Source organism: Flavobacterium sp. WG21, from assembly GCF_000335775.1.
Taxonomy (GTDB): domain Bacteria; phylum Bacteroidota; class Bacteroidia; order Flavobacteriales; family Flavobacteriaceae; genus Flavobacterium; species Flavobacterium tructae.
The window spans coordinates 86,587-110,392 of the sequence record NZ_AMYW01000010.1 but is presented as its reverse complement, the minus strand read 5'-3'; the positions used below and the strand labels follow the sequence as shown (position 1 = coordinate 110,392).

Genomic DNA, 23,806 nt, shown 5'->3' with positions numbered 1-23,806 from the left:
CAAATTATTTGAAAATACAATAGATGATAGAAAAGAATAGAGCTATCACGCCAAAAAAGGATGCTTGATTTTAAAAAGCCTTTTCTGTTCATATTATTACTAATTTAATGATTATGCCTAAAACAGCCGCTCCAACAATAATATAGGGTTCCTGAATTTTCTTTATATAAAGTAATGCAAAAATCGTGACAATTGCCATTAAAGCAGTTGGAATGTCTATAATACTTCTTTTGGCTATCACAATTACAGATCCGACAAGAGCACCTATCACAGCCGTTGTAATGCCTTCTACAAATGCTTTAACTGCTTTGTTTTGTGCTATTTTTTTAAAAGAAGGCGCCATTGCTATAGTAAAGAGATAGCAGGGAAGGAAAGTGGTCAAAGCCGCCACTAATGCACCTAAAAAGCCATTGATTAAATAACCAATAAAACCTACTGTTATTACGACCGGACCAGGTGTAATCATGGCAACAGCAACCGAATCCAGAAATTGTTGCTCAGTAAGCCATTGATTTTCGATTACAACTCCTGAATGTAGAAAAGGTACTATCGCCAGACCGCTTCCAAATACAAAAGTTCCTGCTTTAGCAAAGAAAACAGCAATTTTAGTAAGAGTAGAACTTTCATAGCTCCAAAAACCTCCCAGTAAAAAAAGGAGGGATAAAAAGTTTATAGTTTTATTATTCCACCATTTAGGAGGTGCTTTAATTACCATGTATAAAAGACCGGCTGCAATAAATAAAAGGACCGGTTCGTGTTCTGTAATATAAGTAATAAAAACCGCTAGAATAAAAAAGAGCCAAAGCAGCCATTTGGATTTCATTGATTCCCACTTCAGTTGCCCAATGGATTTTAAAGTAAGTTTATAAGAACTTAATGCTATAATTCCGATTACAGCCGCTCCAACTCCGTAAAATACAGCCTGAATCCAGGATAGTCCTCCGTAGAGTTTATAAGTGATCCCTAATAAGAGCACCATTAAAAAAGAAGGTAGAACAAAGGCAATTCCGATTAATGTAGCACCAAGGAAGCGATAATGCACAAAACCAAGATAAATTCCGAGCTGCGCCGCCAAAGGACCCGGAGCAAGCTGAGCTAGAGCGAGTCCTTCGCGGTATTCGTCCTCTGAGATCCACTTTCGATTCTCCACCAGATCTTTGTGCATATAACCCACCAGAGCAACGGGACCGCCAAAACCTATAGTACCAAGCTTTAGAAAATAAAATGCTAATTCACGTAATGTATATTTGTGACTTTCATTCATGATTTGTAAATTAAAATGCAATTCCAAACTGAAAACCGACTGTAAAGGAAGCAGGATGATTATTACCAAAGCGGATGGGCAGGGGGATTGCGGCAAAGTAGCTGCAATTGGTGCTTTTTATTATTGTTTTATTCAAAACAGGTGTAATGCCATATCTTCCGGAGGAATCAAAAGCAGCCCTTCCCGCAAAAGTATATCCGTGTCCTAAGGCTACCAGAACCCCGGGATGAAACAATAAGTTAGTTACTTTGCTGGTACCCTGATCGCCCTTTATATTGGGAACTACCTCAAAAGAAAATCCGATTTTCTCGTTTTTCCAGATATTGATTCCAGTTGGAAATCCTACAGCGTAGTAGTCTCTGAAATTTACTGCAGTTTCATCTTTATTTAAGGTTACCAGAGGATGCAGTATACCAAAATATCCTGTGATTTTTGGATACGTAGTCTGTGAAAAGCACGGAAGGCTAAATAGTAGTAGAATAGTAAGGAGCGGGAATCTTAAAAGCATCGATTTTGTTTTTATAAATTATAGAAACAAAATTACAAGCATTAAACCTCCCTAAATAGAATGCGTTTTACGTTTTGTATATTGATTACTTTTTTTTGATTTTTTTTCTGTATGCCGACGGATTCTTTCCGGTTTGAAGTTTAAAAATTCTTGTAAAATGGCTTTGATCTGAAAATCCGGTTCTATAGGCAATCTCCGTCAAAGTATAGGTAGTATTCTCAATAAGATTTACCGCTTTTTCAATCCTTTGTTTTCTGACATAATCCCCGAAATTTAAATCTTCAAAATATTTAGAAAATTCTCTCGACAGGTAGGATGGGTTCAAATCGAGTTCATCCGATATTTTTTTAAGGTCGAAAGTAAACTGTGCATCAATCTGGTCCTGAATAAGATTTTTGAGGTCTTTTACCCAGGATGGTGTTTTTCCGGCTGTTTTTTTGTCTTTAAGAAATTTATTGTAAACTTCATGTAGCAGGTTCTCAAACGGGCTGTTCTGCAGATGTTTTTGTTTGTATAGATGTGAAGCCCAGCTGTAAAGTGCGTCATAGAGCACCATTCCGGTTTCAAGGAGTTTGTAATCATCAGTAATATTATGCGAAAGCCCGGCAGACACCGCCCAGAGTCCGGCAGATTCTTTTGCAATTTCATGACGATCGGTATCAGCCCCTCGTACAATTCCTGCCATGATGGAAATAGCGGGATCTTCAATTTCATATTTTTTTTATAATATAATCGAAAGTGCACTGCTCCTGATAATGTGTGAATTCAACATTTGGGATATCAAAAGGAACAGCATTTAATTCTTTTGCTTTGTCCAGAACCTGATCAAAAGGCACGTAAATAAATTCAGCCTCAGGATCCACAAAATTTCTAATAAGCCATGGGCATGCAATTCGGTCTATTTTTGGTCTTTCTCTGGTGATCCATTTCATAAATCAATTGTTTTTTAGAATGCGTGCTAAGTTACATTTTTTTATTATTTAAGTATCAGGTAGTGAGAATGCACAAAGAAATGAAATTAGTTTTTTTGATAAAATTTATTGAGGGTTAGTCTTAAAAAACTTGTTTAAATAACTGGACATTGACTGTTAAATTCTTCTATTGTTAAATTGCGGATTGCTGAGAGTTCTTTGGCAATTCTGGGCTTCCGTATTTGCATTGGCACCAGTGATAAATTTGGGTAATTTCAGATGTGATGAAAATTTTACGCACGGCTCTGCTGCTAGGTAGTCCTTTAAGCCATTTATAGTAGCAGCTCGGATCGACCTTGAAAACCCTGCATATCTTCCCAATGGGAAATATCGCGGCATGCTCTCTGATAAATTCGTATTTTACTCGTCATTCTTGGAGAAGATGTCTTGAGTTTTTTTTAGTATGACGCATTCTCTCTGCAGTTCTTTAATGTGCTTTCTCATTTTCATGAACTCTTTTTTATCAGGATCATTGGAGGGTTGCTTTTTAGCGCCAAACTTCCCTTCTTTGTAAGGCTTCTTCCAGTGCTGCAGGGGGTCTGTGCTGATATTAAGCTCCCACGCCACTTCAAATACCTTTCCGCAATGGATGCTCATATGGACTTGAAATAGAAAATGTAAACTTAAATCAGGGTGCTGAGTCAACGATTTGCTATACTACAGCAAGATTGCTAATGGAAAACTTTAAATTATCTGAGTCTAAAATAATTTCGTTAATTAAAACAAGGACGAGTACCATCTTTAACTCCTAATTATCTTAATAATAAAAAAACAACTAAAATATTATTTAATCTTTAATAAGGAAGCCTGATAATACAGAAACTTCCTCATTAGTTTTATAAGAGATTTTTTCAAGTAGTTATTTAATCCATTGCGCTGGTTGCTTGTCTTTTTGGTTTGTCTTACTAGTAAGAACTTGCTAATTTACACTGTTTTTTATTCCAAAGTAAAAAAGGCGGTTTCATCTCTTCGGCAGTAATTATCAATAATACCTAAGTAGGGAATTATTAGTAAAAGTACAATATTTAAGTTTTCAAAATTAAAATACAAAAAAATAAACAATTGTATATAAGGAATTTATTTATAATTTCCAAAAAAAGACCTCCTTTCATTCTGTAGGATTTTTTATATCTTTGAATAAGCACATTACCAAGCCTAATTATTGTCATACTAAGAATAGAATAGTAAAAAATTACAATTTAATCAATTTCGCAACTCCTAATCCTAAGTAATATGAAAGTTAAATCGTTAAAATTGGTAGTAATTCTTCTTTTTATTTCGCATAATAACATATCTGCGCCATCACCCCCGGAACCACAACCGCAATCTATACCTCCACCAGTTGGAGATCCTGTACCAATAGACAACGAAATTTCGATATTATTTCTAAGCGGAATAATACTTGGAGCTTTTTTTTTTAATTAAAAAAAGAAAAAGCATCTAATATATAGTTTTAGTAAATAAACCCTGTTAATCTTAAAGTTAAAGTAATGAAGATCATAATTCTATTTATTTTCCTGTTGATTAATTCAAAATGTATCTCACAAATTTATTTCAGTCCAAATACGAACATGTATGTAAAGAATGAAGTGTTATATGTTCAACAGAGTATCAACTTAGCTTTGAATTCTAATCTCTACCTACGTAATAATTCACAATTATTGCAGGGAACAATAGGGAATTCAACTAATTCGGGATTGGGGACATTGTCAGTTTATCAAAGGGGAACTTCAGATAATTTCGATTACAATTATTGGTGTTCTCCTGTTGGAAACGCCTCTAATTCATCCGGAAATGAAAACTTTGGTATTACATTGCTGAGCAGACCTACCACGGCAATTGCTTCAGTAGCATCAACAATTTTACCCGTAAGTAATTCCGATGGAACTTCCAATCCTCTGGCAATAGCACCTAAATGGGTTTATAAACTCATAAATGCTAATAATTATTCACAATGGGTTTTTGTTGGGGGATCTACCATTTTAGCACCTGGCGAAGGTTTTTCAATGAAAGGAACAAGTGGAACTGATTCAACCGATCCTGAGGGAACCGGTGTTACAAATAATTCCGGGGGATCCCAAAGATATGATTTTAGAGGAAAACCAAATGATGGCAATATTACTATTTCCTTAGGGGCTAATAATGCCACTTTAACCGGAAATCCATATCCTTCAGCTTTACATTTAAATGCTTTTCTCTTAGATCCTTCTAATGCAAATACAGGTGGTGTTGCTTACTTCTGGGAACAAGATAAGACAGTAAACACACATACTTTAGTAAATTACAAAGGAGGCTATGGCGCATATTCTCCAATCAGTTTAGGTTCCAATGGTGTATATGTACCGGCCACTTTCAATACCTATAACCCGGATGGCTCAGTGAACAATACAGGACTGTCTTCCGGACTTGTAATACAAAGAAAATATTCTCCAATTGGCCAGGGGTTTGTAATTAGTGCGACCGCTAGCGGAACTGCTACGTTTAAAAATGCCCATAGGGCATTTTACAAACAAGGAAGTGGTTTGTCACAATTTGAAAAACATATTCCTAAAGAAAAAAGTACTAAAGGAATTGAAGTTACTGAGGAGATTTCATATTTGAAATTGAATGTTATAATCAATAATGAATTTACCAGACAATTAGCCCTTGTATTTGTCTCTCGCGCAACAGATGGAGTTGATATTGGTATTGATGCGCTTGGTATGGATGAACTTCCCAATGATGTGAACTTTTTAATAGAAAATAATAATTATATCATTCAGGGTTTAAATTTCGATGCTGAAAAAAAAATCCCCATAATCGTAAAAGCAACTACCAATACTATCTTTAAATTCAAGATTCCCGAGGTAATAAATTGGGACGCTTCGCAAATGATTTACCTCTATGATGCATTGAATAATTCTTTTCATGACATAAAAAATGGAATGTATGAGGTAAATCTTGAAAAAGGAGTTTATACAGATCGTTTTAAAATTGCGTTCAAAAACGATAAAAAACTTAATACTACAGAGAAAAACTATAATCCGTTTTTCATTAATCAGGATAATATCAATAATAGTTTAAAAGTATCGAATCCCAAAAATCTTTCTTTAAGAACGTTCAAGCTTTATGAAATAACCGGGAAAGTTATTCTGCATAAAGAAAATCTGGGAACAGAACAAAATTATACTTTTTCAACCAATGGATTTAGCAGCGGAATTTATATTGCTGAATTTTTAACCCTGAATAATGAAAGATTCACGGAGAAAATTATCGTTTTAAATTCTAAAAATTAACAGTCATTACTCAAAATAAACAACAGGAAAAAATAACTAAAATCAAAAATTATGATCAACAAACCTGCTCTTAGAAATCATAAAACATTCTTAGTGTTTCTCTTTCTTCTTTTTGGATTTATAGCTAATGCGCAAGTCGGAATTGGGACAATAACGCCAAATTCCAGTTCAATACTAGATCTTACCTCTACTACACAAGGATTACTTACGCCTAGAATGACAACTGCTCAAAGAACTGCGATCACAACTCCGGCTGATGGTCTTATAGTCTATGATACGGATTTAAAAGTTTTTTACTATTATTCAGCAGGCAGTACTTCATGGATGCCGTTAAGCAGCGGAGTGCAGGGAAGGATCAATTTTAAACGTATAAAATCTACGGATAATTTAGCCACTATTTTAGCTGATGAACTTGCCGCCGGAGGAGGTTCTAAATATCTACTGAATTCCAGTACATTATATGAAATTAACGGTAATGTTACTTTTAATTTTCCTATTGACCTAAATAATGCTTATTTACAGGGAGTGGATTCCAATCAAGATGTTATTATTAGATCATCAGGAAATATTTTTGAAGGTGCAAACGGAGGAACTATAAAAGGTCTAACTCTTCTTGCTACAGCCGGAAACGTATTTAATCTTAGTGGAGCGGCGACTCAAAACTTAATATTCAGAGACTGCATAGTAGCTAATTCTAACTCTGTAGGAAGTATATCAGGCTTTGGATTGGTTTTTTTAAGTATCATTCAGTTCTCAGGAAATACAAATGGAATAACATACAACAATATCACGCAATTATTACTTAGTAATTTGGGGTGGTTCAGCAACAATTCGGGGACTTATGAAAAACTAACCGGAACTTTTACTCTTGTAGAAAAACAAGGCGGCTTCAGTCAGGTCAATGGTACTGCTATTGGATTTGATGTATCTTCAAATCCAACAATATCAGGAGATGCTGTCTTAGAAACAGTTGTTTTTACTGGTACCAACACTAGCGGATATGTAAAGCCCTATACTGCCGGTACGTATAGCGGATATAACTTTACCAATAGCTGGAACGTACGATGTTCTGGAATCCCTACCGAAACCGACGCCAGTGCTGTAGCCGATTTCACTATGGATTATCCTGTTGGCTCCGGTGCTTCTACAACCTTTAATACATCGAATCCAAGTAATATTGTTAAAGTTAATGGGAATTCAACATCCTATAATTTATTTAGATTTTCCTTAGATGCACCAACAAATAATAATAACAGATTGAGATATATGGGAAAAAAGAAACGAATTTTTCAGGTTACAGGCTCTATTTCCTTTCAAGTATCCGCAGTAGGTACCTATATAATCTATATTGCAAAGAATGGAACAGCTTTAACACAGAATAAAATTTATGGAAGAGGGGTAGCAATAAATGACATTATCGTCCTTCCTTTAAATGCTTCTGTTGAACTATTAACAAATGATTATCTTGAAGTTTATGCCCAACGATTCACAGGAGGAATAACTGACGCTATAATTGTTCCTAATATGACATTAACTGTTAAATAATTTTTCTTTTAATTTTAATTAGTATCATATTAATGTAATAGTTTAGTGTAGATGAATATGCAAAAAAAAACTAATGAATAAGTAGAGTTGTCTCCAATTTTACCGCAAAAAACTAAGATGGTTTTGATAAAAATCATGAAGAAAAACTTTTTTAATTGAAATCTGTTTGGTGCTGCCTGTTTTTTCTTCTTACCCAGTATTCCATCTTGAAGCTGGATTTTCCATCGCCTGATATTCTCTGGACTTGTATTTACTTCTTTAGCTGCCCGTATGGTGCTGTAATATCTATTACTGAGTTCTACTGCCTTTTGCTTGAATTCTAATGTATAGTTCTGCCTTGGTTTTTCCATTTCCTTTGTTTTATAATCAAAGGTCTTGTGTTTCTGTGTTCATTTTATGGTATGAACTCCAAATTCCAAAGTATACGATCATCAATACTACTGGGCACATCACCATCATCGACTTAAAAGAAGAAAAAGGTATACACTAAAAGCTAGTGCTAATTAAAGTTTTCGACCTCAAAACAAGGATGGATCTTTAATTGACATTGTACCTTTTTTAAAAGGGCTTGGACTAGATCTGAAAGATCTAAAAAACAGGTTATAGTTCTAAGCCAATGAAGCTAGATATCAGTGTTGCAGAGTTACTATATGAGTTTCCATTTGACAATTCTGATATTAAAATATTTGGCTATCAAATAGCAAATCTTCATCCTTAAATTATCAAATTATGTTCATTATATTTTTATTACTAACCACAAATAGTTAATACGAATTACTCATTAAAAGATTTGGGGGTCAAAGAGGCGATTCCTAATTTTTTTAAAAAAAATAGTTAAAAACGGCGCAAAAGTTAAGCGACGTTTATTTTTTATCTAAAATATTACTTCTTAGATTTTCTCTTTCAATTTGTTTTATAGTAAAGTCTAATTGCCTGTCAAAATTCGTTTTAAGGTCATTAGGTTGAATTTGTATTTCAAAATCTGGTTTAATTCCTTTTGGGTCATATTTAAAATTTGCTGTTCTCATTTTGTATTGAAAAGTAGGGATCCAAACCAAAGTTTTTGAATATGGTAAGACAAATGCCTGTCCACCCGCATTACTATAATTACTTCCTTGTGTATACTCTCCATAGAATACTCCAATATTGTTGTCTTTCAATAAAGCTAGTAGATGCCCGGTTGTTGAAAAGCAAGCACCATTAATTAAAACGCTTATTTTTCCTTTAAAGAAATTTGGCTTATTCTGTTGTTTTTCGAACCACCAGTTATCAGTTCCGTCAGTTTCTGTATTACAGTTTAATCCGTTTTTAAATTTGGTTTCAGCGAGATTTATTTCTTCAATATTATCAGGATATTGAGCAAAATGTTTCCACTCTTTTACACTATTAAATTTTGCTCCAGTATAATCAAAGTAATAATAAGGTCTGTTTGTTAGATAGGAAAATAAATAATTAGCAATATCTGCAGAACCACCACTGTTGCCTCTTAAATCAAGAATTAAATCAGTAATTTTTAAATCATCTGCTTTAGCAAAAAAAGCATCTAATTGTTTTTCGGCTTTTTTTCTATCAACTTCATTATAACCATTTTCAAAAGAGTGAAATTTTAAAATGGCAATTCCATTGGTTCTAAATTTTGTCGATAATGGTTCAATATTCTCAGTTATAATTTTTGTAAAATCTTCAAATTTTACTCCTTTTAAATCAATATTCTTCTTGTCATTGTTACTATCCAAATATTCTATCTTAAAGTTTTCAGATTGGTTGTAAATGAAATAATAAAATGGAAAATTTTTAAATCTTACATTTAGTCCCGTTTCGTTTCTACCCTCAAGATGAATGTATTTTTGAATTTCGTTTACTATTGTATTAATATTTTCACCGTTGATTTTTAATATTTTACAACCTGTGAAAACTTTATTTTCTTTTGTTGTTTTGTCTAAATAAAAGTTGTTACTGATTTTATAAATACTGAAAGGAAAAACAGGGTTGCCATTAAGAAGTTTGCTAATATTGCTTCTGTCAGCCGCTGTATGCCCATCTTTAATTTTTGCCAGTAAAGTGGCTGTTAGTTTATAATAATCAACAATTGAAAGATCGCTTTTAATTGAGTTTCTTAAATCCAGATAAGTTTTACTAAATTCTTTCTTTGTACAAAACATAAATTGTCCTGGATGGATGGTGTTTGTCAAGTTATATAGGACAGTAAATTCAGAAATAATACTGTCTTTACTTAAAGTTTTATCTAATAAAGAATTTTCCGATTCAGTTTTTTGCCCAAAGGAAAAACTGAAAGTAAAAAGTAAAAGGCATAAAATTTTTTTAAATTTATTTTGTTTATTTGGTTTCATTATAGTCTTTTATACATCTTTGAGTTTCTTTGGAAAAACCATTTTATCTTTTTTTTCTAAATTCACAACCTATTCCCTTTGTATAATTATTTTTTTTGGTAATCGAAGAGTTCATTCACGTACTTTCCATAACAACTCTATTGTCGGACTCAATTGATTTTCATTGCAATAGAAAAGATTCGCCTGAATGCATAGTATAATGTTAGGCCCTATCTGAACAAATCAAATAGGGCTCATTGATCGTATAGAAGTAAGGGAAAATTATTTCTTTTCGTATTTTTTTACTCTTTGATTAATTTTACCAAATAGGGAATCACCGACTGCATTTTTCATTTCAATCTCAATTTTGTCTCCAAATTTCATAAATGGCGTGGAAGGTTTTCCGTCTTTTATGGTTTCCAGACATCTGATCTCAGCAATACAGCTGGATCCCGTTGGACTTCCCTGATTGGCCACTGTGCCTGAACCAATAACTGTACCGGCCATTAATGAACGGGTTTTTGCAGCATGGGCAATTAATTCGCCAAAATTAAAGGTCATGTCGACGCCTGCATTGGGAGTCCCTACAATTTCATCATTTAATATTGATATCAATGGTAAGTGCAGTTTACCGTTAATAAATTCGTCTTTCAATTCATCTACAGAAATGATAACCGGAGCAAAAGAAGTCCAGGGTTTGGATTGATAGAATCCGAATTGTTTAGAGAGTTCATTGGGAATTAGGTTTCTGAGTGAAACATCGTTTATTATTGTTACAAATTTAATATGATTTAAGGCATCTTGAGCACTTACACCAGCAGGAACATCATCAGTGATTACGGCAACTTCAGATTCAAAATCAATTCCCCACTCTTCATTTTCAATCTCTATGGCATCATAAGCTCCGATAAAAGCATCCGAGGCCCCCATATACATTAGAGGATCTGTCCAAAAAGATTCAGGAAGCTCTGCGTTTCTTGCTTTTCGAACAAGTTCGACATGAGTAACATAGGCGCTTGCATCTGCCCAGTGATAAGCTCTTGGAATTGGAGCTAAAACACGCACGCTTGTAAAATCAAAACTACCGATTGTTAATTTACCAGAGTTTAGTTGCTGGTAAATATCCTGAAGTTTCTTTTCATTGATTGGCCAGTTATCGATTGCCTGTTGCATGGTTACGGCAATTTCAGTAACCCGGATGGCTTTTGTCAGTTCTTTATTTACAACAACCAATTCTCCATCTCTGGTGTTATTATCTATTGATGCTAGTTTCATTATAATACTTCGTTTAGTTTTTTTATTCGTTTTAAGTTTAACTGATTCATTATTAGCTGTTAAAAGTAGTTGACGCAGTTTTTGATGTTTAGAACGAATATATGAAATAAAGATACATTTACAGCTACTCCATAATAAATTCAATTTTTATAAAATAATAGCTATTCTTGGATTGAGCCCAATATAAAAAAGAGAACAATGCAATTTCCGGTTCTGTCGCATTCTGGAATAACTTTTATCTGAATAAAGATAGATTTTAAAGCAACGGATAACAACTACAGATTTAAGAATAAAGATTATAATCAAAATCAAAATTGGTACACAGGCTATAATTGCAGTTGTGGGGCACAAGTATGTATTCCGCTTTGAAATTTCCTAAATCTAAAAAGAACCCGATCTATTAGATCATACACTCAAGAAATAGTTTCCAAAGAAAAGAAGTGCCCATAACTAGTCATTATAGTATTAAAAAAAAAGTCCTCATTTTAAAGCACTTCGGCTAGTGAACAACTTGTTTTGGTCTTTTTTTTGTGTAAATTCTTATTTGTATTCTACATTATCCACATAAAAAGTACAGTCTGGAAAAATATCTTCTAGTGTAATTATGTGCTCCAAAATTTGTTCGCTATTCAGCTCTGGAAAAGTACCTTTCACTTCCGTTAAGGAGGAAACAAATACCTTTTTTAAATTTTTCAGTCCATCCAGTGCGATTAGATCTGCCAGGTCAATTCCTGTTCGCCAAATATCGAGATATTCCAGATCAGTAAGTTGTTTGAGGTATGGAAGACTGTTTTTAGTAATATTAGGATGCTTCATTAAAGTGAGGCTTTTGAGTTGCTTTACTTTTGATATATGTTGTACACCTTCATCTGTAAGAGCAGTTTCTTTGAGATAGATCGAATCAATAATCTTTACTTTATCAGTAAGTATTTTGAAGTATTTGTCATTATAGTCGGGATCATCTATTCCGGCAATGGCATCCACTTTTTTAGGAATGTCTTTGGAATCATTGATTTGACAAAAATGCCACCAAAATGTTTTTTCTTCACCTTTGAGTTTCATCGCTTTTACAGAATTAATAATAGGCAATACGGTTTATTGTGCCAATATTCAAAGTTAAAAGATATTATTAAAAGTAATACTAATTTGGCCTCACTAAGGCTTAAATTAATTCAATACTAGATTGTTGCCGATCAGGTGCATATCACTGTCAATTGTCAAGTAATTCAATTGCAAGATCAAATTGTATTAACCAGAAAACGGACCTTGCTTTTAAATCCTGTCAGAAAACCCAAATAACAGGATCACTAACCCATTTCTCTTTTCGTAGAGGCAACTTTTTTCAATTAATGTATTAAGTATTAGATCTGATAAAGAGACTAATGGCAAGAGATTATACTATTCTTCCAACTCTTAAACAAGAGGGTTAATGTAAAGCATAACTAAAGAAATTTTCATTCGAAACGGACTAAAAGGGCAGCCAAGATAGTGACCGCCGGACGCTGCGCGCGCATAATGGCTGAGCCAGCCTCCGGGACTTATAGCGCTTCGCATCCTCTAGACCGGTCACTTGATTATTGCTTTCTTTTTTTCCGTTTTTTCTTTTGAAAAATACTTTTAAGTCAGACGTTTATGAGAAAAAGTACTTTCCTGCAATAACTATATTTGTTGAGATAAGGATATAAAATCTTCATCTCGTAGATATATCCATTATCAGCTTTTAATTTCTTCAAATTCTTTTCATCAATTTTTATAGGGATGGATACGGAAGAATTGGCCTCTGAAATCAAGTAGTGCATTAAATTATTAACTTCTTGTGATTTAGGGAACGTTTTTTTTAGTAATTCGTTTGGTTCTCTAATTTTGATAATTGCAAAAGCAATTATGATGTCATCTTGTTTATTTTTAATGCTATAAAGTAATAGAGACTGGAGATATTTTGGAGAAGGGTCATAATTTTGTATCGAATCAAGTCCAAAGTAAGATCCAGGCTTATAGAAAGTTAAATGACCTTCCTCTAAGAAATATTTGAATGTTTTGTCCAAGGACTCTTCCTGTGCATTGGTAAAAGTGCAATAGAAAAAAACAGAAAGAAAAACGATGCAAGTTTTTTTCCAAAAAAAATAAGCCAAATTGGATGGCAAAAAAAACTCTTTGAGGACTTTTAATTAGGTTGTCATTATCATAAATCTACAAGGAAGTTGGTTTATTTGACAACTTTTGCTATGCTGTATGATAACCAAAACATTTAAAAATACAATTCTTAAGCTATATAGGATTGAAATAGTTTTGGATTATAGCTTACTAGTATATTTTTATACTGTATTTTCTTATTTTTACAATGTAAATATAGAGAAAAAGTTTCCTGTGTTCGCTAATCCTTAATAGATTACATTTTAATCTTAATGAAATATTAAGGCGTTAGGTGCACAAATTATTTTACGAGGAGAAATTAAATCAATATATTAGTTTCATAATTCTTTAATTTTTAGATTGCAAAGAATCAGCTTTTGCGAAAAATTATTTTAAATATAAGCGATAAAACCTATGAAATCTGCCTTTTTTTCTTTAAAAAGCGGAATCCTTTTTAGAAGAGCTTTCAGCAATTGAATTAGTACTTTACGCATTGGAGAATTTAGGAGATGATTTTTATGAAGATTCTATTATGGACAACCATAATGATTTCTTAAAACAATTTAATGAAATTGAGCATATAAAATTTCAGATGAATTTAATGTTTTCAGATTTTGGTATGGGATATTTTTTCTCAGATGAATTAAATGATTTTATTCCTGAAAACGAATTTAATAATCAGTTCTATCTATGCCACCTTATAAAGGTAAATGGACTATTTATGGATTTTTTAAAAGAATATAGAATTTCATAAAACAATAAATTTTTTCAAATACAGTTTAATATTAGGTATTGTTTCAACGACTTTATAATATTTCAAAAACATTTGCAAATAATCAATAACCTGTAGTGTATCGCAGTTAAAACTAAACAATCTCAGATTTTCAGCATTTTGTCCAATACAGGAATCATGTTTTTTACTTCAAAATCAAACTCAATAAGTTAACTCTTAATTTAATAATTGCCCATTAACTTCTAATTCAAACAATATCCAATGAATTTTATCAAACCCACCCAACTACTTATAATATTTATTAGCATTTGTCTAATTAGTTGTGATAGTAAAAATGAAGAGCAGTCTGTCCTGCCAGAATCAAACAACGGCATTGAGGAATCAGCTATAATTGCGCAAGGTTACACAAAAGTATTTGAAGAGAATTTTACAACCGATTTAAACAAATGGAACATCTGGATAGGAGGTGCTTATAACGATGAATTACAGCATTATCAAGCATCGAATCTAGGAATTAATAATGGAAATTTAGAAATCAAAGCTAAAAAGGAAACCGTTACCGGAGTCACTGATCCTGAAAATACCCAGCCAAAAAAATTCGAATATACTTCGGGAAGAATCGAATCAAAGTTTGAGATTGCTCCTACTGCTTCCAAAAAGAAAGTGCGAATCAGTGCCCGAATAAAACTCCCTGCCGGATATGGTATGTGGCCAGCATTCTGGTCTTATGGTGATCCATGGCCAACTCATGGCGAGATAGACATATTAGAAGCTTTAGGACAAGACCATAACAGTTATATTATAAATTATTATTACGGAACTACAGAAGGTTATCCACTTACCAACAATGACCTTACGACTTCAATTATTCACTCTGAGAAAGACTTAACTCAGGATTATCACCTATACGAAGTTATTTGGGAACAAAATAGTTTGACTTTTTTACTTGACGGAAAAATCATCAACACCAAATTATCAAGTAACCCTGGAAATAAATTTATTTCTGAATTCTTTAATAAACCTCAACATATAGTTTTAAACACTGCTATTGGGGGAAATATGTTTGATAACTTCAATCCAGAATTGATTCAAACAGGTGTTCTTTACGTAGACTGGGTCAAAGTTTTTGTATCAAATTAATTATTTATTAATGCATTTAAAATAAGAAATCATTTTTTAAATAAAAGAACAGGGTTCTGTGTTGCTCCATGTTTCTTGGCTCCGCCTGAAATCCGTTTTCATTCTGGCAGCCTAAACGATTTTGTAGAATGATCCTAAAAAAACTTTATCTACTTTAATATTTAGATTATTACTTTACATGCAGTATTTGGTTGCTCCTAAAATAGCTTCTTTGTTTTTTCACTTCAAAAACAAAGAGTATAAATCTCTTTTTTGAATATTTTATACTGTTTTTAAAATCAGTGAATTACGTTTTGTGTAAGAAAAACACACAAAAAACGCTAAAAATGTTAAATTTAACTAATATGATTTAAGAGTAATTTCGAAATATTTGTAATTCAAGTGCTTACATTGTAAAGAAGTAAATTTCTTTTGTAATTTTGCACTCCGAATTTATTTTAACATCAAATAATTGCAAATACGAAGAATGACAAAATTTATTAAAAAGAGTTTAATTGTAACCGCGTTATTAATTACAATTATCACTTATGCAGGTAAAAAAAAGGGAGATTATATTCTAAAAATCGCAACCGGAAATGGAAAAATGGTAAGCTTTATTATTGATGCTCTCCAAGATTCATCTTTTTCTATCTATGATCAAAATCATGATTTAGTTTATGCTGGAGAAGCTGCAGTAAATAAATTCGAGACTTCAAAAACAATAAGTTTAGAAGGACTTCCAGTCGGGATTTATTTATTAGAAGTGAGCGAAGACGGTAGAACCATCAAACACGAAATAGAAGTTACTAACAATTTAAAAGCGGTTAGAATGGACAAATCTGTAAATATGAGTCCTTCTTTGCGCCGTTAAATTTTTGCCCCAAATTAAGAGCAGTTCAGAGTTGAGCTGTTTAATGGCTACTCAATTCTGAACTGCTCTTTTATCTTTTCTTGTTTGTTTTGAACAAGTTTACCTGAATATTTTCTCTTTTGCATTTATTCTAGGACCAAAATTTAGCTATGTGTATGAATAATATAATTTATAATTGGAGTCCTTACTTATTATAGCATATGAAAAAGAAATTTCATAAAAGTATAATACAAATATTTTTCTTTTCCTATTTATGATCATAGCCACTTTAGTACAGGGAGGCTGGGCCTTATGGGATTATCGCTCAACAGGTACCTGCTCTTGGTTATATTGTGATATATTTTCAGATTTATTTCTTTTGTCTTTACTACCGACGGCTTTGATTTGCATTATGAATATTTCATTTTTCATGATAACTTCCAAAAGAATTTTGAGTACATTAATTACGGTATTTGTTTTGATGTCGTCTTGCCTAATAATTGATACAGAAATTTTTATTGATAGGGAAGTCGCATGGAGTACATATGGGAATATCTGGAATACAGGATTTTCTTTGGCAGCTGAACCAATTTTAACAATATGTTTATTTTTTATTTATCCCTTTTATTATTTATCTCAAAAAATTTCTTTTTACGCGGACTAAAGTTAAATACTGTTTTTAAATATGTATATATTACTAAACTTCAGTTTTCTCAATAGAATATGAATATCTAAGAATTTAATAAACATAATCATTATTATTTTTAGCTTAATATAAAATCAATAATTTTTTTAAGTATTGTTTTATTTATTTTTGCAGCTTAAATTTAATTTATATAGTATTATGAACAATCTGTTAGAAAAAATTAGCGCAGAGTTTGAAACATTTAAAACCGAATCCGGATCATTAATTGAGAAAGGTATTAAAGCTGCCGGGCCAAGAGCACGTAAATCAACTTTAGAACTTGAAAAATTATTAAAAGAGTTTAGAAAAGTTTCTGTAGAAGAATCAAAAAAATAATTTACCTGTTTTTAATTAAAAGCCCTCTGCAATTTAACAGAGGGCTTTTTTTAAAACTTTAGATATTTATTATAAGTGCCTTTTAAGAAAAAATTACTTACAATCTCTGTAAGCAATGTTAATTTTTAATAGCTTAGTTTTCAAGTTTTGTATGCAATAACAAAAAATTGGAACAATTATCTTCTTATGGTGTGTAATTTTTAATTTTTATACATTTTAGTTTAAAAAAATTGAGTTATTTTTTAAGATAGTTAATTATCAGCTATAATATAATGAGTATTTCAACTAATAGAAAATGTTTTTGCAACCGACAGTCATAAGTACAAAAAGGATTGGATAGACAAATGGGAGTATGATGATTTAGCAAAACTTATTTATACACTAGGAAAATATGATGACAATTTAGCCGACAAAGAACTTATGTATTCTATGCCTTTTTTCGATAATCACGAAATTGAATTTGAAGAATAGACTGTTCAAAATATAAAAAAATAATCCAACAGTTTTCTATTATTTATGGAAAGAAACGATGCCTAGACATTGGGATATTTTTTAGAGCGACTAATTTATATTAAAACGAGGCCTGTAATTTTTGGGAAGCACTAAGACTGACCACCTGCAGCTACAACGGATTTGGGCAACTGGCTTAATGGAAAGTTGATTTTGTATTTGAGATGATTTGACAAATCCTAAAATAGGACTTAATTTAGTCCCAAACCCATTGTAATACCAGAAGGATAAAGATGGATTTTAAAGAGGCTGTTTTATCAAAACCATCAAATTGTATTTTGTGCACTTTTTCTTAATTAAAATGTTTATCTTTAGTTATTATTAACCATTTCCACGGATATAATTCGATCGTTTATCAATTTACAAGAGCTTATATTTTATATAAACATTTGCGGATTTCTAAATTCTTGTCTTATGTTTTTGAATTATAAAATATTAGTCATGGCTCTAAACAAACAAAATTCCCTACGATATATTTATTTAGCTGACGATGACGAGGATGACCGCGAATTGTTTGTAGATGCGCTCAGAGAGGTAGATCCGTCTGTAATTCTAACTCAGGTCGAAGATGGAGGACAACTGATGGATGTTCTCAGTACCATCACAGACTCTATACCTGAGATTCTTTTTTTGGATATCAATATGCCGGGTAAAAGCGGATTTCAGTGCCTAGAAGAGATTAGAAGGCAGGAAGGAGACCTGAAAGAACTTAATGTCATAATACTTTCCACTAGTAATGATCCCGAGGATATTGAAAAAGCATTAGAACTCGGCGCAACTTTTTATGCGGTAAAGCCACATAGATTTGACTTGTTGAAATCTTTTGTAAAAGAGATGCTGCAGATTGACTGGGATATGATCCAGGAAACTGAAAGATTTCGATTGATATAGGATTGGCTAATATTTAAGCTTTGGAAATCTGAACTTACCGGACTCCTTGTGAGAGCTGTTTTTTTAGGGTACTTGTTTTTTAAGTTCCATTGGCATGAAATACTTCAGTAAAAACCTCAAAATAATCTCTTCCAAGATAGTAAGAAAAAAATAAAACACACACTTGTAATAGAGATAAAAAACAGGTGCGTATTTACTAGTTTTGGGTGAATAGAACCAATAGTCAGTCAACATTTGTAATTTAGTAATTTGTGTGTGAATTTTTAATCAAAAATAGAAACCTTCTCTGATACACTATGAAAAGTAAGATAGATAAAATGTTGTCAAGTTATGGGTTGAGTGAAGCTTGCAGTATTTTGCCTTTGCTGGACAATTTTATGGATGAAGATGATATAAGAAATTATTGCTGGCAGGTACTGCATGCTTATTCTGACCTGAAAAAGGAAGACTGGATTATTGGAATTGAAGGAGGGGATTTTATTTATAGTTTTGATAATAACTATGTTTTTATCACTGACGATATCTGGAGCTTTAATTTAATAGCCGAAGAGCCAGTTCTGGTATTGTTGGCTGAAAAGATGAAATTATTAAAGTAAATCAGTGAGCTTTCTCTTGTTATTGAATTGGAAGTTGTTTCACCCTCTCTGCAAACTCTATATTTAATAAACGTAATAGATAATTGTTAATTAATATATGGTAAGAGAATAAATTATTTTGATTTAATTAATATGATAATACAGGTTCGATCCTAAACGTCTTAGATCTTGATTCTACAATGTTTACCGTTTCCTAAAACTGCAAGTGCCACGATTTTACCACAAATATTAAAGTTCTCATAGTATTATCTAGGTTTTCGCATTCTTTGTAGTGGCAGGAGCTTCAGCTCTTCAATTAATCCTGCTGCAATCGGCAGATCCAGTAAAGGTTTTTCCGTCATGTTTATCTCATCTTTGAAACCAAAACCGGCATTGTAAAGGTCATCAAAAAAAAGATTTAGATAACCGAAGTACATAGCAATGCAAAAAGACATTTTCAGAATCTAAAAGCAGGTTTGTTTTTCATTGTATAAATGTATAAAATGTTTATTTTTAGTATTTTGAATAAAATTTGGTTCTTTTAGCTTTACGACTTTTAAACTTAATTGGCCTGCTGAATAATTTCGTTTAAAAACTTATCGTAATCGAAATTCTCAAAGTCTGCAGGTGATTTTAGTTTAATTTTATACGCTTTTGTTGTTGAGGGCATATCATCTTTCATTGTATTAATGGTAGTTTCTTCGAGCGTGCCGTCAGTTTGGTTTTTAGGTTTATAAACGTACTGAGTATGTGAGCCTGCTCCCATAAAATACCCGGTAAATTCATGTAATTGTAAACCATTATTTTGAAAGATAAATTCAAAAGAAATATGTCCGTTAGGACCAACGGCGCTTAAATCAAATACAATTTTATTGTTTTCGATTGCCACATCCTCCACATCGAATTTTTTATAATTATCAGCATTATATTCGGGCGGCATGATGGTATAACTTTTTTTATACAACTCAAAACCTTGCTTGTTACCCAATAAAACAAGGGTGATACGCGCAAGCGATTTGTATTCTTCGTCTTCTTGCAAAATCAAAACTTTGTCTTTAAAGTTGTCCTGATTAAGAAAACCAACAGCTTCATATTGGATTACATAATTATAGTTCTCTAAAAATTCAGTTATTTGGCTGCCTAAAGTATCTTTTTTTAAAGCTGCTGATTGCAATGGAGTTGTCTGTTTGTTTGTTGCTTTTGATACAGGTTTCTTTTTTAAAGTGCTGTCTAACGAATTTTTGTTTTGACAAGCAAATGCCAATAAACTAAAAAAAACACCCGATATAATTTTTTTGCAGACCATAATTTTTGATAAAAAGTAGCAATTACTACCTGCAAATTTTAGAAAAAAAGCATTGTAAATCAAGATCAATATAAATTCGGAGAAAGTTGGAAGAAATTCGATAGTAACTTTTTTAAATTCGTATTCCTTTAAAGATAAAAATCAAGATTTGCCCTATTAAAACTTTGAAATAAAAAATGATATATTCGTGGCTTAAATTGTATTCAGGCAAAATATCATTTGTTGAATAAGAATTTATTTAACCGTTATTTCATATATGAGCAAAATACGAACCTTAATTATAGAAGACGAACCGGCGATACGAAAAGAACTACAATGGTTGGTTTCACAAGAAGAATCCTTAAAGTTAGAAGCTATGACGGGTTCGGTAAAAGAGTCATTGCAGATCATAAAAAACACAGAACTTGATTTAATTTTGATGGATATTCAGCTGACAGATGGTACAGCTTTCGATATATTGAATCAATTAGAACAGGTTTCCTGCCCAATCATTTTTATTACGGCTTATAATCATTTTGCTATAAAAGCGATCAAGTATGGCGCATTGGATTATCTTCTAAAACCAGTTGACAGCGATGAATTTGCAGCAGCCATACAAAAAGTTAAGAAAGTCAAACAGACTGATTATCTCACGCAGATTAATGTTTTGAAAGCATACAGTGCTGTAAAAACTATTGAAATGAGTTCCAGTATTTGTATCACTTCTTTAGATTGCATGCAGATAATTCGGCTGAATGAAATTATATATCTTTCGGGAGAAGGCTCTTATACTCAAATTCATCAGGAAAATAATAAAATTGTAACCGCTTCGAAACCTTTAAAATACTACGAAGAGATTCTGCCAGATGACTTTTTTATAAAAACACATCAATCCTATATTGTGAATAAAAATTTTATTGACAAATACATGAAAACAGGCATAATTGTTATGAAAAATGCTGCTGAAATTCCTGTTGCGACCCGCAGAAAAGAGTTTGTTATAGATCATTTAAACCCTTTGAGATAATGCGCAAAATTGTATTCTTTGTGCTGATTTTATTAGTTTCCTGTCAGCAGAAATCCAAAAAAGAATTGCTTCATCCTGAAAAAGTGCTCGAAAAATTAGTGGTAATCAGCGATAGCATAGATCAGAATCCTGAAATTGATAAACTTATTTTTTGGTCGGGTAAGCTCAAAGAAAAAGATTTCTCAAAAACAAGTTCGACTTTAGCGTTTATACATTACAATTTGGCTAAGAATCTGGCTAAAAGCAATATAGACAGTGCCAAAAATCATATTAATATTGCTTTAAATTTAATCGAAAAAGAAAAAGGTTTCAATGCGCTTAAATTTACGATTTACAACGGTGCCGGATTAATTTCAGAGCACGAAGGCAAGTTCTACCAATCGGTTTATTATTTTAATCAATCGGCGGCGATCATTATGAATGACGATTCACTGCAATGTAAACCAATGGCAAAAGTGATTTGCTTGCTCAATGCGGCTCAGGACAATAACAAAATTAGTCAATATCCAAAATCGGTGGAGCAAAACCAATTGGTATTAAAAATTTTAAAAAAACTGCCCGAAGATAATTTTAAATACAACTTTAGAGCTTATTCGCAATTGTTTACGGCTTGTGAAGAAAGTGAAATTTACAAGACAGATTCGCTTTTATTTTATATTAAAAAACTAAAAAGTATTTCGGTACAAACGAATGATCCGATGCAAATTAGATTTACTAATGAGCATATAGCACATTATTATTTGCTAAGGGAGCAGTACGATAAAGCGATACAGCATTATAATTTGGTAAAAGAATATGATGCAGAAATGGTCTCCGAAGAGCCCGAAAAACCAATTGCAATAAAAAATCTGTATACGACTTTGGCGAATCTTATCGATTTATACGTGCAAACCAAACAGTTTCCCGAAGCAGAAAGTTTAATTAAAAAGGCTGATACAATTGAAAAGCAACATTTTCAAATCTTGTCATATTATGAAAAATGCCTGAATAAAAAGGCAAAAATGCACTTTTATTTGGCTAAAGGCGATAATCTCAAAGCGCAGAACGAAGTGAATCAGGTATTAGAACTAAAAGATAATATTCTGAGAAATTCGGGCATTCAGGCGACAGAAGAAATGGCGACGATTTACGAACTGCAAGCCAAAGACAAATCTATTTACGGATTGAATAAAACGATTGATTCTGCTACAAATCGTCTGGAACGTAATAAATTGTTGCTGTTTATTGTTGGATTATTGGGCCTTTTGGCGGTTTCGTGGGTGTTGTTGCTTTATTTTTTCCAAAGGCAAAAAAGACAAAAGCAGGAAAAAGAGAAAATTTTATTGCAACAGCAATTACTGAGAACTCAAATGGAACCGCATTTTATTTTCAATACTTTATCGGCATTGCAAAGTTTTATCCGATTTGACGAAAAAGAAAAATCGATAAAATATTTAAGTCAGTTTAGTAAATTACTTCGAAGTAGTTTAGAATTAAGCCGAAAAAATGATGTTCCGCTCGATCAAGAGATTGAAGCAATAGAAAATTACCTGAGTTTGCAGCAAATGCGTTTCGAATATACGTTTGCTTACGAAATAATAATTCCCGATACAGATACATCGGCATTGTTAATTCCGCCAATGTTGATTCAGCCTTTTGTTGAAAACGCCATCATTCACGGTATTGGAAATCTGTCTGACAAAGGATTTATAAAGTTGGAAATTGTTGCGAAGGAGAATCAATTGCTGGTAAAAATTACAGATAACGGAAAAGGGTATCAGGACAAATCGAATTTAGAGATGAATCATCAGTCTTTATCGGGTGCTATAGCCCGAGAACGTTTGGAGATTTTAGCCCGAGAAAACAAAATAAAAACAAATATTGAAATTGTTTCGAATGAGAAAGGAACGGTTGTTTTATTGGCACTTCCCATAAAAAACCAGAAGTAGATCGAAAGTTTTAAAGTCGAAAGAACTGTAATTTAAAAACAGAAATATTCAATTAATACAGATTTAAAAAGAATCTTCACGAATATTCAATTATTTCAAGCGAATTGATATTGGCTTGCATTTACATTGTCTTTTTTTTAAAATTTGTATTCGGTTGAAGATAAACTAAAAAAAAGGAAATCAAATTTAACAATCAATAATAAAAATAGACATATGAAATCTGAATACTTTACAGGATTAAGTGATCAAGAGCTTTTGCAGAAAATGAAAAAATTAAAAACCGATAAAATAGTTGATGCCGCAATTATTGGCCTTACAATTGGAATCGCAATTTATAGCGTTGTGCAAAAAGTCTTTGGATTTTTTACTTTCTTTCCTCTAATAATCGGGTACCTAATTATTAAAAATTCTAAAAATAATGAAATATTGTATCGAGAAATGGAGAAAGAATTAGAATCTCGAAACTCAAAAAAGGCATAAAAACAAAGGAATTTTCACAAATATTTAATTATTTCAGACGAATTTATATCGGTTGAGATTCAACATTATCATTTTTAAAATTTGTA

At 32.2% G+C, this 23,806-nt stretch carries 22 protein-coding genes; 11 read left to right on the top strand and 11 right to left on the bottom strand.

From position 1 onward, the window contains the following. Positions 1–88: 88 nt before the first annotated feature. The 5 genes from C245_RS0110130 to C245_RS0110115 all read right to left on the bottom strand — a co-directional run bounded on the left by C245_RS0110130 (position 89) and on the right by C245_RS0110115 (position 3,340). Complete coding sequence (locus C245_RS0110130) at positions 89–1,264, bottom strand: chromate transporter (RefSeq protein ID WP_026109985.1); 1,176 nt, start codon at positions 1,262–1,264, stop codon at positions 89–91. 10 nt (positions 1,265–1,274) lie between these two features. Further along, a complete protein-coding gene (locus C245_RS0110125) occupies positions 1,275–1,772 on the bottom strand; it encodes a hypothetical protein (RefSeq protein WP_017496483.1) in 498 nt (165 codons plus the stop codon). A gap of 85 nt (positions 1,773–1,857) precedes the next feature. Beyond that, positions 1,858–2,457, bottom strand: a complete 600-nt coding sequence (locus C245_RS24590; protein ID WP_255348300.1) for a helix-turn-helix domain-containing protein — start codon at positions 2,455–2,457, stop codon at positions 1,858–1,860. A 25-nt stretch (positions 2,458–2,482) separates the two neighbouring features. Beyond that, entirely contained in the window at positions 2,483–2,704 is a 222-nt protein-coding gene (locus C245_RS24720) for a chromate resistance protein ChrB domain-containing protein (RefSeq protein ID WP_255348299.1), read from the bottom strand. A gap of 399 nt (positions 2,705–3,103) precedes the next feature. Beyond that, positions 3,104–3,340, bottom strand: coding sequence for a hypothetical protein (locus C245_RS0110115; RefSeq protein WP_017496482.1), 237 nt, complete (start codon positions 3,338–3,340; stop codon positions 3,104–3,106). 893 nt (positions 3,341–4,233) lie between these two features. Between C245_RS0110115 and C245_RS0110105 the strand changes: the two genes are divergently transcribed. Both C245_RS0110105 and C245_RS0110100 read left to right on the top strand, forming a co-directional pair. After that, on the top strand, positions 4,234–6,018 hold the full coding sequence (locus tag C245_RS0110105; RefSeq protein WP_026109984.1) for a T9SS type A sorting domain-containing protein: 1,785 nt from the start codon (positions 4,234–4,236) through the stop codon (positions 6,016–6,018). Positions 6,019–6,069: 51 nt separating this feature from the next. Continuing rightward, on the top strand, positions 6,070–7,563 hold the full coding sequence (locus C245_RS0110100; RefSeq protein WP_035746483.1) for a hypothetical protein: 1,494 nt from the start codon (positions 6,070–6,072) through the stop codon (positions 7,561–7,563). Between the two features lie 29 nt (positions 7,564–7,592). Here the strand turns inward: C245_RS0110100 and C245_RS0110095 are convergent, their stop codons facing one another. The 4 genes from C245_RS0110095 to C245_RS0110080 all read right to left on the bottom strand — a co-directional run bounded on the left by C245_RS0110095 (position 7,593) and on the right by C245_RS0110080 (position 12,230). Beyond that, on the bottom strand, positions 7,593–7,913 hold the full coding sequence (locus C245_RS0110095; protein ID WP_017496478.1) for a transposase: 321 nt from the start codon (positions 7,911–7,913) through the stop codon (positions 7,593–7,595). Between the two features lie 513 nt (positions 7,914–8,426). Continuing rightward, positions 8,427–9,725 carry a S41 family peptidase gene (locus C245_RS0110090; protein WP_232424349.1) on the bottom strand — a complete coding sequence of 433 codons (1,299 nt, stop codon included), beginning with the start codon at positions 9,723–9,725 and terminating at the stop codon, positions 8,427–8,429. Between the two features lie 450 nt (positions 9,726–10,175). Beyond that, a complete protein-coding gene (locus C245_RS0110085) occupies positions 10,176–11,168 on the bottom strand; it encodes a fumarylacetoacetate hydrolase family protein (protein ID WP_017496476.1) in 993 nt (330 codons plus the stop codon). Positions 11,169–11,708: 540 nt separating this feature from the next. Continuing rightward, positions 11,709–12,230: a hypothetical protein gene (locus C245_RS0110080; protein WP_157495819.1), complete on the bottom strand. Its 522-nt coding sequence runs from the start codon at positions 12,228–12,230 to the stop codon at positions 11,709–11,711. A 1,564-nt stretch (positions 12,231–13,794) separates the two neighbouring features. Here C245_RS0110080 and C245_RS0110065 point away from each other — a divergent pair. The 6 genes from C245_RS0110065 (at position 13,795) to C245_RS0110030 (ending at position 19,021) form a co-directional block, all read left to right on the top strand. Next, entirely contained in the window at positions 13,795–14,055 is a 261-nt protein-coding gene (locus C245_RS0110065; protein WP_017496472.1) for a hypothetical protein, read from the top strand. 240 nt (positions 14,056–14,295) lie between these two features. Beyond that, on the top strand, positions 14,296–15,174 hold the full coding sequence (locus C245_RS0110060) for a family 16 glycosylhydrolase (protein ID WP_017496471.1): 879 nt from the start codon (positions 14,296–14,298) through the stop codon (positions 15,172–15,174). Between the two features lie 466 nt (positions 15,175–15,640). Beyond that, positions 15,641–16,024, top strand: coding sequence for a hypothetical protein (locus C245_RS0110055; protein WP_017496470.1), 384 nt, complete (start codon positions 15,641–15,643; stop codon positions 16,022–16,024). A gap of 823 nt (positions 16,025–16,847) precedes the next feature. Continuing rightward, the gene (locus C245_RS0110040) at positions 16,848–17,024 is read left to right on the top strand and encodes a histone H1-like protein Hc1 (protein ID WP_017496467.1); all 177 of its coding nucleotides are present in this window, start codon (positions 16,848–16,850) and stop codon (positions 17,022–17,024) included. 951 nt (positions 17,025–17,975) lie between these two features. Then, complete coding sequence (locus C245_RS0110035; RefSeq protein ID WP_026109982.1) at positions 17,976–18,425, top strand: response regulator; 450 nt, start codon at positions 17,976–17,978, stop codon at positions 18,423–18,425. 296 nt (positions 18,426–18,721) lie between these two features. Beyond that, positions 18,722–19,021, top strand: a complete 300-nt coding sequence (locus C245_RS0110030) for a hypothetical protein (protein ID WP_017496465.1) — start codon at positions 18,722–18,724, stop codon at positions 19,019–19,021. Positions 19,022–19,266: 245 nt separating this feature from the next. On the opposite strand, the gene C245_RS24260 is transcribed toward C245_RS0110030, so the two are convergent. After that, positions 19,267–19,455 carry a hypothetical protein gene (locus tag C245_RS24260; protein ID WP_157495817.1) on the bottom strand — a complete coding sequence of 63 codons (189 nt, stop codon included), beginning with the start codon at positions 19,453–19,455 and terminating at the stop codon, positions 19,267–19,269. A 107-nt stretch (positions 19,456–19,562) separates the two neighbouring features. Continuing rightward, entirely contained in the window at positions 19,563–20,306 is a 744-nt protein-coding gene (locus tag C245_RS0110020; protein ID WP_017496463.1) for a hypothetical protein, read from the bottom strand. 256 nt (positions 20,307–20,562) lie between these two features. On the opposite strand from C245_RS0110020, the gene C245_RS0110015 reads away from it, so the two are divergent. The 3 genes from C245_RS0110015 (at position 20,563) to C245_RS22895 (ending at position 23,720) form a co-directional block, all read left to right on the top strand. Further along, a complete protein-coding gene (locus tag C245_RS0110015; protein ID WP_017496462.1) occupies positions 20,563–21,312 on the top strand; it encodes a LytTR family DNA-binding domain-containing protein in 750 nt (249 codons plus the stop codon). Beyond that, on the top strand, positions 21,312–23,240 hold the full coding sequence (locus C245_RS0110010) for a histidine kinase (RefSeq protein WP_017496461.1): 1,929 nt from the start codon (positions 21,312–21,314) through the stop codon (positions 23,238–23,240). Before C245_RS0110015 ends, C245_RS0110010 begins: the two co-directional genes overlap by 1 nt. Before the next feature lie 213 nt (positions 23,241–23,453). Then, positions 23,454–23,720 (top strand): FUSC family protein, encoded by a 267-nt coding sequence (locus C245_RS22895; RefSeq protein ID WP_157495815.1) that lies wholly within the window; start codon positions 23,454–23,456, stop codon positions 23,718–23,720. Positions 23,721–23,806 lie beyond the last annotated feature (86 nt).